Below are 13,057 nucleotides of genomic sequence, written 5' to 3' on the forward strand. Positions count from 1 at the left end.
CCAGAGTTAACGCGGACGCAATAGAGGCATCGAGAAATGATCGGTGAGAACGTATTTCACCATTCATCGGATAGGTGAATTGTTGATCGAACGGGCGAAAAATTCACCGAGTGACGGTGGTGCCGACCCACGGTGTCCATGTGATGGCTCCGTACTGGAACGTGACCCGCACTCCTCCGCCGTACTGCGGAATCTCGTCGCTCGTGGCCGGGCCCAGCGTGGGGTCCCAGGCCGCGAAGATGCCGCCGCCGATGTTGTGGGTACCGCCGACGGCGGTGGAGAACACCCGCAGGCCGTAGGGGCTGTCGAAGTCCTGGTACGTGCCGTTGAACGGAGTGGTGGGCAGGAACCCGGTCGGGCGCACCGCTTCTGCGACAGCGCGCGGTACGGCGACGAATCCGTTGGGTCGCTCGTACAGCACCGCGTCCTGGCGGTACTGCGCCCAGGTGTCGCGGACGGGGAACACCGGGCCGAGTACGGCACCGGAGTTGTTCGGTGCGGCCGCGAAGCGGGTGTATTCGGCTGTACGGGGAATGTTGTTCTGCAGCAGGTTCATCAGCCCCCACAGTGCGGGCTTGGCCGACCAGTCGGTGTGCAGCAGGCCGAAGGTCATCTCCGGGTCGTTGCTACCGGTCTGCTTGTCGCGCAGCTGGTACAGGAAGATCGGCCCGGCATAGGGCAGCTCGCGCCATTTGGTGACGAAGTCCGTGATCATCGCGTTCTGTTGGTCCTCGGTCGCCACCGAGGTGGGCACCCCGTATTCGGTGGCCCAGATCTTCTTGTTGCCGTCGCCGTTGGCGACCATGGCCGCGCGCATGTCGAGCACCTGGCGGGCCGGGGCGTGGTCGACGTACGGGCCCTCGGAGAACTTCAGCGAATACTGATACGGGTGGTAGGAGAGGGCGTCGAAGGAGCCTGCGGCTCCGGCGGAATACATCTGGTTGGTGAACGTGACGGGGTTGACGTTGCCGTAGCCGTCCTCGGTGGCACCGAGCACGCCGCCGACGACGGTGGCTGCGGAGTCTGCCGCCTTGATCTTCGGATACGCCGCTTTGAGCAGGGCGGTGTAGCCGGCCGGGTCGGGCTGCGGTGCGTAGAACATCGAGCCGTTGGGCTCGTTCCAGATCTCGTAGTCGGCCACCTTGCCCTTGTACCGGGCAGCGACTTTGCCGGCGAAATCACCGAAGGCGGCCGGGGACGCGGGACGGGTACTGATGGTCTGGTTCACCGGGGAGGTCGCCCACGGCGGGGTGTACGCGATGATGCCTAGCATCGAGATGTTGGCGGCGCGCAGCTTGTTCACGACGCGGTCCACAGCCGTCCAGTCGAGCTGGTTCTTGGTGTATTCGACGGTCGACCACGGGATGGCCACGCGCATCGATTTGATGCCCGCGGCGGTCACGAATTGCACGGTGGTGTCGAGTTCGGCGTCCGTCGCCCACAGCAGTCCGCCGCCGTCGGAGATGCCGACACCGGGCGGCGTCGGGGCAGCCTCCGCGCGTGACTGTCCGCCGACGAGGTGGTCGGGTGGCGTCAGTACCGAGGTCGCTCCGGACGCAAGGCCGGCAGCGACGATCAGAACGGCTGCTGCCGTGATCGCTGTGCGAATGCGGCCGCGAATATGAACCATCTCGAATTCTTTCCACCAGGGGTCCGTACCAACAATTCGACGGGCCGGTGTGCTGAATCATTGCACTACGAACACGCTTTCGTGCAAATTGGCACGAGATCCCGAATTCTTAAGAAACCGCTGGTCGAGCGCTGTGCCGTGAAAGCAAGCTTTTCGAATTCGACGGCGTGTCGGCTTCGGCGTCGACCTTGTTTTCCGACGACTTTTCCCATGCGTGGACGAGGAATGCGTACATCACCGAAAACGCCATTGTGGTGGCCGGGATGGTGACCACGGGGAAGTCGAGCTCCAATGCGACGACTGCGAATCCGATCATTCCGCCGCCGTAGAACCCGTCTTCCCAGCGCCGTGACCGCAGTAGCCGGTAGCCCACGATCGCGATGACGACGAGGATGGCGACGAAGGCGATTCCGGCTACGAGGCCGCCGCGGTAGATGGTCAGCAGCGGGGTGTTGGCGACGTAGTTCACCTCGAAAGCGACCGTGGGGTCTTTGAATTCTGCACGGCCCCAGCCGAGTCCGAACATCCAGTGACCCTGCATGTGCCCGGGGAACTCGACCAACGCGTCACCGCGTGCACTCGATCCGGCGTCTTCGTTGCCGAACGAGGAGAAGACGCGACTCCGGACACTGGGAACCGCGAGAGCGCCGACGAAGGCCGCGGCGAAGGCTCCGACGATGGCCAGCCGCTCACGGGTGCGCAGCTGCTGGAACAGCAGCATCAGCACCACCCCGAACACCACCGAGAACAGCGCGGCCCTCGAGAGCGTCAACACGATCGACAGAAACAGCAGTGCCGCAAGCACAGTGCGTAGCTGTCCCCGCAGGAGCAGGATGCACAGCATCAACGCGAGCACGAAACCGATACCGGCTGCGTTGGGGTCGATGTACGTCCCGGCCAGGCGAACGGTGGCGGCACCCGAGCTGCTGTAGACGAACCGAGTGCTTTCCTCCTCGACCCCGTAGCCGAATATCGACAGATAGCGAATGAGTTTTCCGGCGGGATCGGCGACGAAGACGATGAGAGCGAATGCCGCAGCGGCCGAGGCCGCGTAGACGTAAATTCTGCCGAACAGCGCCAATTCCTCACGCGGCAAGCGCAAGAGGCAGATCACGACGAGGGTCGAGACGAGCCATTGGCCGAATTCGACGTAATCGACCAGCGCACCACTCGTCGCGAACAACGACAACGCCGAGAGAATTATCAGCGCGATCATCGGCATTTCGGGCCATGTGATGCGGCTCACCGCTGTGCGGTGAATCACTGTCGCGAGAACGACGGCGATACCCAACGCGAACACCAACGGTACGTGAACGCCGGGCACGTAGCCGAAGGGCAGGGCTCCGAGCGAGAAGGCAAGCGCACGAGACAAATACAGCGGATGACGTAGGCCTATGTACACGCCGACGGCCAGTACGACGAGGGCGAACACACCCACGGTGGCCGCGGTTCCGCCCACGATCATGGCGGCAGTGACGACCACGGGAACGGCCACGATGGCTGCCGCGTGAAGTCGTGGCGTGATGCTCATGGGCTCTGATGTTGTCACGGTTTCATTCGCTCGCAACACGTACGCCGTGCCGAATCCTTCGCTGCGCTTTATTCTTTGCCACTACCGAAGGTTTTCGATGGGAGATCGCGTGGAGATTCGAGAATACGGCCGCATTCTTCGCGCGGGTTGGTGGATCGTGGCACTGGCGACGGTCCTCGGCATCGCCGCGGGATGGGCCTACACACTCTTCACGACGCCGCAGTATCAAGCTTGCGCCCGATTGTTCGTCACCACCGAAGGCGGCAGCTCGGTCGGTGAGGCCTACCAGAACAACCTGTTCTCGCAGGAACGGGTGACGTCCTACGCCGGATTGGCCACCAGCGCACAGGTTGCCCAGCGAGCGGTGGATCAATTGCAGTTGCAGATGTCCGCCGACGACCTCCGCTCGCGCGTCACCGCAACACCCATCGAGAAGACCGTGCTGCTCGATCTGTGCGCCACCGACCCCGACCCCGCGGTCGCCCAGGTGTTGACCAACGCAGTCGCCGGGCAGCTCACCCAGGTGATTCAAGAACTCGAAACGTCGCAACGAGGGGGCAGCGCCGCGGCCGGCGCGACCATCGTCGACCAGGGCGACGTGCCGTCCACGCCCATCGGCATGGGGCTACCCACCGCACTCGGACTCGGCGGTGCCATCGGGTTCGTCCTCGGGGTGGCGCTCGCGCTGCTGCGCGGGCTGCTCGATCGCTCGATTCGCGATCGGACTCGGGCAGAGGAGATCTCGGGCAAGGCCGTGCTGGGCGGACTTCCGGTCGACACGACGCGACCCGGTTCTGCAGTGGCCTCGATGACCGAGCTGGGGGAGCCGCTTCGCGCTCTGCGCACCAACATTCGATTCCTGGGCGGTGGGTCCCCGCCCCGGGTCATCGCCGTCACCAGTGCCTCCTCCGGGGAGGGCCGCACCAGTACGGCCATCGATCTCTCGGCGATTCTCGCCGAGGCGGGACACACCGTGTTGCTCGTCGGTGGCGATCTGCGCGACGCTGCCCTGGGCTCCCGGTTGGGTCTGAACCAGGACAGGGGCCTGTCGACAGTGCTCTCCGGCGAGCACCACGTGGAGGACGCCATCGTTCCCAGCGCGTTCGGTGGCGTGTCGGTATTGCCGACGGGCCCGGTGCCGCCGAACCCCAGCGAACTCCTCGGATCGGATCGAGCGCAGCTGCTGCTGGAGTCGTTGCGCGGCGACTACCGCTACGTCATTGTCGACACCCCACCCCTGCTCGACGCCACCGACGGCGCGATTCTCACCGCGTTGGCCGACGGCGCAGTGGTACTGGCGCGGACGGGCCGCACCACCCGAGACAAGCTCCGACGTGCAATCAAGGTGCTCGACGGCGTCGGCGGCACCGTGCTGGGTGTGGTGACCACGTTCGAGCCCTCGACGCGACGGTCGTCGAAGACCGCACCCCCCGCGGCCACCGACGACAGTAGTTCGACTGCAGCGTCATCCGCGAAGCCCTACTCCACCGCACGTCGGCATGCCGCGGCAACGAGCGATTCTGCGAGCCCGTCGGCGAGCAGAGGCTAGCTCGATGTCACCGAGGTTCGCGGTGCGGGTCGGTGTCGTCCTGACCGCCGCGGCAGTATCGATCTCCTGCTCCCAGCAGCCGTCGGTGGTGCTCCCTCCCAATGCTCCTACGGCTCCCGTCACCGCGCAGGCGCGGGCGTCGGAACCACCGCCACCGTCGAACTTCGGTGGTACGGAGCCAGGGTCGTTGATCTCGGCCGAGCCGATTCGAGACATCGCCGTCGACATCAGCGAACTGGGTGCGACGGCAACCCGGGTGGTCTATCGGTCGACGTCGGGCGTCACCGGCCAGCCGACGGAGGTCTCGGGAACCGTCGTCGTTCCGGCCGGCACTGCTCCCGAGGGCGGGTGGCCGGTGGTGTCGTTCGGGCACGGCACCACGGGAGTTCTCAGCGCGTGCGGCCCTTCCCTGTATGCAAACCTGCTCGGCAACGCACCTATCGTGGCCGCCCTCGTCCTCAACGGCTTCGCCGTGACGATGAGCGACTATCAGGGTCTCGGGCTCGAGGGCTCGTACCATCCCTACCTCGACGCGAAGACGTTCGGCTACAACATGATCGATGCGGTGCGGGCCGCGAGGAACTTCCTGCCCACGCTGAGTTCACGGTGGTCGGCGTACGGCGTCTCGCTCGGCGGGATGGCCGCATGGGCTGCGAGCGATCGCAATGCCGAGTACGGCGGTGGGCTCGAGCTGGTCGGCACCGCGGCGATGGTGCCGGTCTCGGACATGACAGGCCTGGCCGACGCCGCCGCGAACGAAACCCTCACTCGGGCTCAGTACCCACTGTTGATGTACGCCCTGCATTCGTTGGCGATCTCGCATCCCGAGATGAACCTGGACGACTATCGATCCGGCTTCGCCCGGGAGCGATGGGACGACCTGATGGAGTGCGTCCCGCCCGGGTCGTTGGACGTTCCGGACCTGCAGACGCGGGTGCAGGCCGCGGATCTGAAGCCGGTGAGCGTCGAGGCGACCGATCGTCTGCGCGGGTACCTCTCGGATATGGCACTGCCGCAGCAGGGTTCGAGCACACCACTGCTGGTCATGTACGGCAGCGAGGACGATCTGATTCTTCAGCCGTGGACGGAGAAGGCGCTGCAGCGAGCGTGCGTGTCGGGCGACGTCGTCGAGTACGAGCTGCATCAGGGAGAGGGCCACGGTGATCTGGACAGCAGTAGGTCGCTGCCGTGGGTCAAGAGCATGTTCGCTGGACAGCGCCCCGTCGATACGTGCGAGTTGAATCGATGATCGCTCCTGCCGGTGTGCCGAGACTCAAGGATTACGGCCGAATGCTGTTGTCCGGCTGGGCACTGATCCTCGCGGCCGCTGTGTTGTCGGCGGGTGCCGCGTGGCTGGCGACGTATCTGGTGGAGCCGTCGTACACCGCCACCTCGCGCGTGTTCGTCACTGCGCCGGGCCCGGTGTCACCGAAGAACTCGCTCGACGGCAACCGGAGCTCGTTGGTTCGGGTGGAATCGTATGTGCAGCTGGCCACCGGTGAGCAGGTGTTGCGACGGGTCATTGCTTCGCAGGGCTTACCGGTGGAACCGGCGGACCTGAAGAACGACATCACCGTGGTGCCGAGCCCCGGTTCGGCGCTTATCGACATCTCGGTGGTGAACACCGATGCAGAGCGTGCGCGCGACATCGCCAATTCGGTTGCAGTACAGCTCATCAAGCTCGTCGGGGAGATCGATCTGGGGAACAACGGGCCGGTATCGGCGGTGACGTTGGTCGACGCGGCCACAACACCGAGCTCGGCGTCGTCCCCGATCGTGGGCAACAACGTGATGCTGGGGGCCGTCGCGGGGATCATGGTGTCCGGCGTGCTCGTGCTGGCGCGGGGCATCGCAGGGGATTCGATAGTCCACCGCGATCAGGTGGAGGACATCGTGAAGCAGAGCATGGGGGAATGACTGTGACGAAGGATCGAATACCGCTGTTGCGCAGAGCCACCGGGGCGGGTGCGCTGGCACTGATGCTTGCGGCGTCGGGCTGCTCGTCGGACGCACCCGCGGTGGACCCGGAATCGGCGGCGTTCGGTGCGTCGTTGACGGCCGATTTCAGCGACGACGGCCCAGGATCTCTCGACAGCGCGGAGGAGCTGCTCACCATCGACCGACGGTTGAGCGGTATCTCCTCCGTCGCCGCGCGGGTGGTGTACGAGTCCACCTCGGGTGTCGACGGTTCGACGCAGCGGGTATCAGGCACCATCTTCGCCCCGGAAGGCACTGCACCCGAGGGTGGTTGGCCGATCATCGCCTACGGTCACGGCACCACGGGCGTGTTGCCCGATTGCGGCCCGTCGACGGACCCGGAACTGCTCGGGAGTTCGCAGATCGTCGCCGCGCTGGTGCGTTCCGGACACGTGGTGGCGGTATCGGACTATCAGGGTCTCGGTCTGGACGGCTCGTACCATCCTTACCTGGACGCGCGGACCGTCGGAAACAACCTGATCGATTCGGTACGTGCCGCGCGCAAGCTGGTACCGAACACCTCGACGCGGTGGGCGTCGTTCGGCGGCTCGCAGGGTGGCCAAGCAGCCTGGGCGGCAAACGAACTCGCGTCCACCTACGGAGCCGGCCTGGACATGGTCGGCTCGGTCAGCCTGGTACCGGCAGCAGACATCACCGGGCTGGCGGCGGCCGCAGCGAACGGCACACTCACTGCAGACCAGAAGCCGCTGCTGCAGTGGGTGCTGGTGGGGCTGTCGAAGTCCTATCCTGAGCTCGATCTGGACGACTACCGCAGGGGAATCGTCGCCGAGAAGTGGGAGGAGTTCTCCGCGTGCGGCGGAGCGCTCGCTGCAGATCGCACCTCGCTCGCCGCGCAGATCGACGACGACGATCTGCGTCCGGCAACGCCGGAAGCCACCGCGGTGCTCGAGGGCTACCTCCGTGCGATGAGCCTGCCGAAGTCTCCTGCTGCGGCTCCGATGCTGGTGATCTACGGTGGCCAGGACACGTTGATCTCGCAGCCGTGGACCGATGCCGCCATCGCGGCCGGGTGTGGCAGCGGCGACACCATTCAATCTGTACTACAACCCAATTCCGGTCACGCAGACATCGACGGTGCTGCTGCGTTCGGATGGCTGAACGACCGGTTCGCCGGCACTCCGGCCGTCAACTTCTGCCCGGCTTCACCGCCGGCACCGTGACCTCGAAGTAGGTACCCATGACCGCCACGCCAGACAGCAGCGCAGCCGCAGCCGTCGATCCAGTAGCGACAACGCCGGCCACCCCACAGGTCGATGCGCCGAAGCGTCCGGCACGCATTCTCGGTCTCGACGGACCACGCGGGTTTGCGTGCCTGTGTGTGCTCGCCGTGCACGTCGGCGGCCATTACTCGCCGCAGACGGTGGCGACGTACAAACTCGGGCTGTTGGGGCAGGGGCTCATCTTCTTCTTCGCCCTGTCGGGATTCCTGATCTTCCTGCCAATGGTGCGAAAGTTGTTCGCTGGCAAGCCGATGCCGAACAACGTCAGCTACGCGCTGCATCGCCTGCTTCGCGTGTTTCCGGCGTATCTGTTCATCTTCCTGTTCGCGAACTTCGTGATGCGGGCGGTGTTCGTGGAGAACGCGGCCGTGGCCGAGCGTCACTTCACCGACAACGGCCTGGGTGTGCTCACCGATCCGTTGACGCTGCTGGCCAACCTGACGTTGGTGCACTCCTACATTCCGAGCATGCTGCAGACCGGCATCAACCCGTCGTGGTCGCTGTCGCTCGAGTTCGCGTTCTACATTGCACTGCCGCTGCTGACCGGTATCGCATTCTTCCTCCGCAAGCGCACCTCGATACCGGCACCGGTACTCGCGATGATTCCGGTGGTGGTGATGTTCGTCGTCGGCGTCACCGGCAAGCTCTACACCGCCTCACGGGTCGGGCCGTCGGGCATCACCGATCCGAAGCTGCTCGACTGGGGTCCCAACGAGATTGCGGTACTGAGTCGGAGCTTCTGGTCTCTGGCAGACAACTTCACGTACGGAATGCTCGCGGCCGTCGTCTTCGTAGCGATCGACACCGGCATGTTCAAGGGCGCGATCGCCACCGGAATGCGGTGGTGGACCGGTATCGCGATGATCCCGACGGCGGTGATCTCGTTGAAGCTGATCGACGACAACTCGCGCTGGCAGAGCTCCACTGTCGCCTTCGGTTCCGCGCTGCTCATCCTGTTCATCATCGTGCCGCTCGCGCGTGGGGAGAAGTCCGCACTGGCCGAGCGGGCGGACTGGGCACCGCTGAGCTATGTCGGCATGATCTCGCTGAGCGTGTACCTGTGGCACTTCCCGGTGCTGATCATGATCGGGCGCTTCGGGTGGTTGGCCGGCGACAGCGTGCCGGGCATGGCCTGGAACTTCCTCGTGATAGCCGTAGTGAGCATCGCGTTCGGTTCGTTGACGTACCGGTTCATCGAGAAGCCGGCGTTGACGTATGCACGTAGATTCAAGGCCAGCAAGTAGATCCATGCGCATCCCACGCCGCGCGGTAGCAGCGCTGCTGGTGCTGCCGCTGCTCGGCGGATGCGCCGCCGCGGTGCCGATCGGCGCTCAGGTCCAGGGAGCAGTGGCCGCTGCAGTACGGGGATCGGACCCGGAACCGCTGGTGATCGCCGATCCCGGTACGGGTAGCGGCTCCGTCGTCAGTGCCGAGACCATGCCCAATCTGCCGGTGCAGGTGCGCCTTTCGGGTGTACACGCAGCACGCGTGGTGTACCGGTCGTCGCAGACCGATGCAGGGGAGCGGGAAGTATCGGGCACAGTCTTCACCCCCGACGGCGATGCCCCCGACGGCGGGTGGCCGATCATCTCCTACGCCCACGGCACGACGGGCATCGAGAAGGAGTGCGCTCCGTCGAGGTCGGGCTCTCTGCTCGGTGCCTCGGCCCTCGTACAGGGTTTCACCGCAGCAGGATTCGCAGTGGCTATCACCGACTACGAGGGACTGGGCCACGCCGGACATCATGCGTACCTGGACAACATCACCGCCGGATACGACGTCATCGACGCGGTGCGTGCCCTGCGCACTGTGTTCCCGAGCGTCGGAACGCGATGGGCCGCATTCGGTGGATCGCAGGGCGGCGGCGCAGCATGGGCGGCGAACGAACTCGCCGCGACGTATGCGCCCGAACTGGACCTGGTGGGGGCTGCGGCTCTGGCCCCGGCAGCGAACATGGTGGGTCTGGTGGACAAGGCCGCCGCGGGTACGTTGACGACGGACCAGGGGCCGTTGCTGCAGTGGGTTCTCGAATCGTGGGCTCGACGTGACCCGCGCGTGAATCTCGACGACTATCGCAGCGGCACTGCGGCTCAGGACTGGACCGCGCTCTCGGGATGCACGCCGGACCGGGCCGGTGCCCGAGACGATGCAGTGAAACAACTGGGCAACAACGACTTTGCGCCGACGTCTCCGGCGGCCGCCGCCACGCTGCGGGACGAGCTGGCGTCGATGGCTGTGCCCCAGGGACCGGCGTCGGCACCGATGTTGGTGGCCTATGGAGATTCCGACACCTACATCGACGCGGCGTGGACGGACGACGCACTGGCGCGCGCCTGTGCGTTGGGAGACGTGATCACCATCGACCGGCAGGCGGGGCGGGGACATGGAGATGTGAACGGCGACGCCGTCACTCAGTGGCTCGCCGATCGATTCGCCGGAACGTCGGCACACAACGATTGCGGGTGAGGGGGACTCATGGGGTTACGAGAGGACCTGGTGGTTCGCGCGAAGGATGTCGTCAAGAGACGTCTCGGTCGTGGCATCCCGGTGGAGGTGTTCGACGAACCGTATCTGGTGGTCGCGGTACTGGGGCAGTCCAATGCCCACGGGGCTGGGGTGGGGCTGGATCGCGACGGGCTCGACGCCCCGCATCCGCGGGTGCATCAGTGGGCGGCCTCGGGTAGGTCGAAGAACACCGTCGTCGCGGGAAGTAACCCGCTGTTCCACGAAGTGCCCTCCAAAGCAGTCGGATTCGGGCCAACCTTCGCAGGACATCTCGCCGATGCAACCGGCAGGCCGGTGTTGTTGGTGCCGTACGCGCGTGGTGATTCCGGGTTCGCTCGCATTCACGGTATCTCGTGGGATCCCTCGGACACCGGAGCCCGGATTAATCTGTTCCACAATGCGATGACGCGCATTCGCTCGGGTCTGAATATCGCGCCCGGCAACGAGCTGGCCGCGGTGCTGTGGCATCAGGGTGAGAGCGACGTGCCGCTGCTGACGGGGCCGGCGTATGCGGAGAAGCTCGATTTGCTGATCGACACGGTACGGGCGTATTTCGGGGAGGTGCCGTTCGTACTGGGTCAGATGGTGCCCGAGGAGATCGAGGGAGGGCACGCGAACTATTCCGTGATCGACGCGGTGCATGCTGATACCCCGCGGCGTCGGGCATCGGTGGCATACGTCCCCGGGCCGAGGGATCTCTACAACAGCGAGACCGAAAAGATTCACTACAACGCGGCCGGTCAGCGGGAGTTGGGCCGGCGGATGTGGGACGCCTTTGTGGGCATGCAATCGAATGTCCGACGTTCGACCGACACGGCTTGACATCGGCAACGAATGCCAGTCTTAATGAGCCGAGGGGAGGGCTCTCACACCACATCGGGCGGCGTGCGCAATGCCGTGGACGCGTGTAGTTAATACGAGAGAAACATGTAACGACCTGGGGATTCTGTTCGATCAACACACAGGATCTCAAGGCTGTTACCAAGTGACACAGCAAGTATCCAACGATAGGCTTCACGACGGGGTGGCACGGTGCAGTGTCGATCACGCAGGGGTTCGGCAACGCAGAAGTACCAAGGGGAAGAAACGTGTCGATCAGCGATATGGGAATGCAGAGTTCCGTCGTGTCGCGCCGTGATGCCAGACGGCTGCGCAAGGTGACGTCGCGTCGCGAGTGGGAAACGCAGTACACCGAAGGCCTTCGGGTTACCGACACTTTGGTTGTGCTCGGCGCGGTGACTGTCGCGCAGATCATTCGGTTCGGTGAGATCGACTTCGGTAGCCCGTGGTCGATCGCCGGCTACATCGGTGTCTCGGGTGTGCTGGCAATTCTGTGGCTGGCGTTTCTCGCCATCTTCCGTACTCGCTCGCCGCGAGTGATCGGCAACGGTTCCGAGGAATACCGTCGTATCGTCTCGGCCGCGTTCCGACTGTTCGGCACAGTCGCGATCCTGTCCTTGCTGTTCCGCTTCGATATCGCACGTCTCTATCTCGCCATCGCGTTCCCCGTCGGCTTGATCGGACTGCTGCTGAGCCGGTGGGCGTGGCGGAAAGTAGTGTCGCGTAGGCGTTCTCGTGGTGGCTATCAGACGTCGGTGCTCATCGTGGGTAGTCGCAGTTCTGCGCTGTCCATGGCGCAGTCGTTCGAGCGTTCACCCGAGTCCGGCTACAGCGTGGTGGGCATCTGCTTACCCAACTTCGAACCCGGCAACGACACCTCGTTCACCATCGACGGCGTCGAGATCCCGGTACTGGGCGACGAGCACAGCGTGGTCGAGGCCATCGAGGTTTCCGGAGCAGACACCGTGGCGGTGACGGCCACCGAGCACATCGGCCATCACGGGCTGCGAAAGATGGTGTGGGACCTCGAGAAGAAGAAGGTGGACCTCGTCGTCTCGCCCGGTGTGGTCGATGTGGCCGGCCCCCGTCTGGTGATGCGTCCGGTGGCGAATTTCCCGCTGATCCACGTCGAGAAGCCGCAGTACAACGGGGCCAAGCGGTTCAGCAAGACGGCGTTCGACTTCCTGTTCGCCACGTCGGTCCTGCTGCTCATCTCGCCGATCCTGATCACGCTCGCCGTGATCATCAAGTTCACCAGCAAGGGCTCGATCTTCTACAAGTCCGAGCGAATGGGCATGGACGGCAAGCCCTTCCAAATGATCAAGTTCCGCAGCATGGTCCAGGACGCAGACCAACGGGTGCAGGAACTCACTGCCCTCAACGAGGGCGCGGGCGGGGTGCTGTTCAAGATGCGCGACGACCCCCGCGTCACTCGCGTGGGCAAGGTGATGCGCAAGTTCAGCCTCGACGAGCTCCCGCAATTCGTCAACGTTCTCAGACGCGAGATGAGCGTGGTGGGTCCGCGGCCGCCGTTGCGCAGCGAGGTCGAAACGTACGACGGCGAAGTGCGACGACGGTTGCTGGTCAAGCCGGGCATCACCGGACTGTGGCAGGTGAGCGGCCGATCGGATCTCTCGTGGGAAGAGAGCGTGCGTCTGGACCTTTCTTACGTCGAGAATTGGTCCATGACAGGCGATTTGCTCATCATCGCCAAGACGGCGGTGGCTGTGCTGGGGAGCGAAGGGGCGTACTGACCGCACCGGCCGTATTCACCCTGCAGTGGG

General features: G+C 64.7%; 10 protein-coding genes. 8 read left to right on the plus strand and 2 right to left on the minus strand.

Annotation, left to right across the window (positions count from 1 at the left end):
* Positions 1-103 precede the first annotated feature (103 nt).
* Both CH278_RS05865 and CH278_RS05870 read right to left on the minus strand, forming a co-directional pair.
* Positions 104-1,630, minus strand: a complete 1,527-nt coding sequence (locus CH278_RS05865; RefSeq protein WP_094621403.1) for a cellulase family glycosylhydrolase — start codon at positions 1,628-1,630, stop codon at positions 104-106.
* 109 nt (positions 1,631-1,739) lie between these two features.
* A complete protein-coding gene (locus CH278_RS05870; protein ID WP_094621404.1) occupies positions 1,740-3,161 on the minus strand; it encodes an O-antigen ligase family protein in 1,422 nt (473 codons plus the stop codon).
* Positions 3,162-3,270: 109 nt separating this feature from the next.
* On the opposite strand from CH278_RS05870, the gene CH278_RS05875 reads away from it, so the two are divergent.
* From CH278_RS05875 to CH278_RS05910, 8 genes are all read left to right on the plus strand, one after another.
* Positions 3,271-4,710: a polysaccharide biosynthesis tyrosine autokinase gene (locus CH278_RS05875; RefSeq protein WP_094621405.1), complete on the plus strand. Its 1,440-nt coding sequence runs from the start codon at positions 3,271-3,273 to the stop codon at positions 4,708-4,710.
* Positions 4,711-4,714: 4 nt separating this feature from the next.
* Positions 4,715-5,959, plus strand: coding sequence for a lipase family protein (locus CH278_RS05880; RefSeq protein WP_032366990.1), 1,245 nt, complete (start codon positions 4,715-4,717; stop codon positions 5,957-5,959).
* Complete coding sequence (locus CH278_RS05885) at positions 5,956-6,627, plus strand: YveK family protein (protein WP_094621406.1); 672 nt, start codon at positions 5,956-5,958, stop codon at positions 6,625-6,627. Before CH278_RS05880 ends, CH278_RS05885 begins: the two co-directional genes overlap by 4 nt.
* Positions 6,624-7,868 (plus strand): lipase family protein, encoded by a 1,245-nt coding sequence (locus CH278_RS05890; RefSeq protein ID WP_256991765.1) that lies wholly within the window; start codon positions 6,624-6,626, stop codon positions 7,866-7,868. Before CH278_RS05885 ends, CH278_RS05890 begins: the two co-directional genes overlap by 4 nt.
* A 17-nt stretch (positions 7,869-7,885) precedes the next feature.
* Positions 7,886-9,172 carry an acyltransferase family protein gene (locus tag CH278_RS05895; protein WP_094621407.1) on the plus strand — a complete coding sequence of 429 codons (1,287 nt, stop codon included), beginning with the start codon at positions 7,886-7,888 and terminating at the stop codon, positions 9,170-9,172.
* 4 nt (positions 9,173-9,176) lie between these two features.
* Positions 9,177-10,394: a lipase family protein gene (locus tag CH278_RS05900; protein WP_256991764.1), complete on the plus strand. Its 1,218-nt coding sequence runs from the start codon at positions 9,177-9,179 to the stop codon at positions 10,392-10,394.
* A gap of 9 nt (positions 10,395-10,403) precedes the next feature.
* Positions 10,404-11,255, plus strand: coding sequence for a sialate O-acetylesterase (locus CH278_RS05905; RefSeq protein WP_094621408.1), 852 nt, complete (start codon positions 10,404-10,406; stop codon positions 11,253-11,255).
* A 281-nt stretch (positions 11,256-11,536) separates the two neighbouring features.
* Positions 11,537-13,027 carry a sugar transferase gene (locus CH278_RS05910; RefSeq protein ID WP_094621409.1) on the plus strand — a complete coding sequence of 497 codons (1,491 nt, stop codon included), beginning with the start codon at positions 11,537-11,539 and terminating at the stop codon, positions 13,025-13,027.
* Positions 13,028-13,057 lie beyond the last annotated feature (30 nt).

Origin of the sequence: Rhodococcus sp. 05-2254-5, assembly GCF_002258575.1 — a bacterium.
GTDB classification, from domain to species: Bacteria; Actinomycetota; Actinomycetes; order Mycobacteriales; family Mycobacteriaceae; genus Rhodococcoides; species Rhodococcoides fascians.

Coding starts and splice junctions, on each gene's coding strand:
- CH278_RS05865 (WP_094621403.1), bottom strand. CDS start 1,630: ATGGTTCATATTCGCGGCCGCATTCGCACAGCGATCACGGCAGCAGCC.
- CH278_RS05870 (WP_094621404.1), bottom strand. CDS start 3,161: ATGAGCATCACGCCACGACTTCACGCGGCAGCCATCGTGGCCGTTCCC.
- CH278_RS05880 (WP_032366990.1), top strand. CDS start 4,715: ATGTCACCGAGGTTCGCGGTGCGGGTCGGTGTCGTCCTGACCGCCGCG.
- CH278_RS05885 (WP_094621406.1), top strand. CDS start 5,956: ATGATCGCTCCTGCCGGTGTGCCGAGACTCAAGGATTACGGCCGAATG.
- CH278_RS05890 (WP_256991765.1), top strand. CDS start 6,624: ATGACTGTGACGAAGGATCGAATACCGCTGTTGCGCAGAGCCACCGGG.
- CH278_RS05895 (WP_094621407.1), top strand. CDS start 7,886: ATGACCGCCACGCCAGACAGCAGCGCAGCCGCAGCCGTCGATCCAGTA.
- CH278_RS05900 (WP_256991764.1), top strand. CDS start 9,177: ATGCGCATCCCACGCCGCGCGGTAGCAGCGCTGCTGGTGCTGCCGCTG.
- CH278_RS05905 (WP_094621408.1), top strand. CDS start 10,404: ATGGGGTTACGAGAGGACCTGGTGGTTCGCGCGAAGGATGTCGTCAAG.
- CH278_RS05910 (WP_094621409.1), top strand. CDS start 11,537: ATGGGAATGCAGAGTTCCGTCGTGTCGCGCCGTGATGCCAGACGGCTG.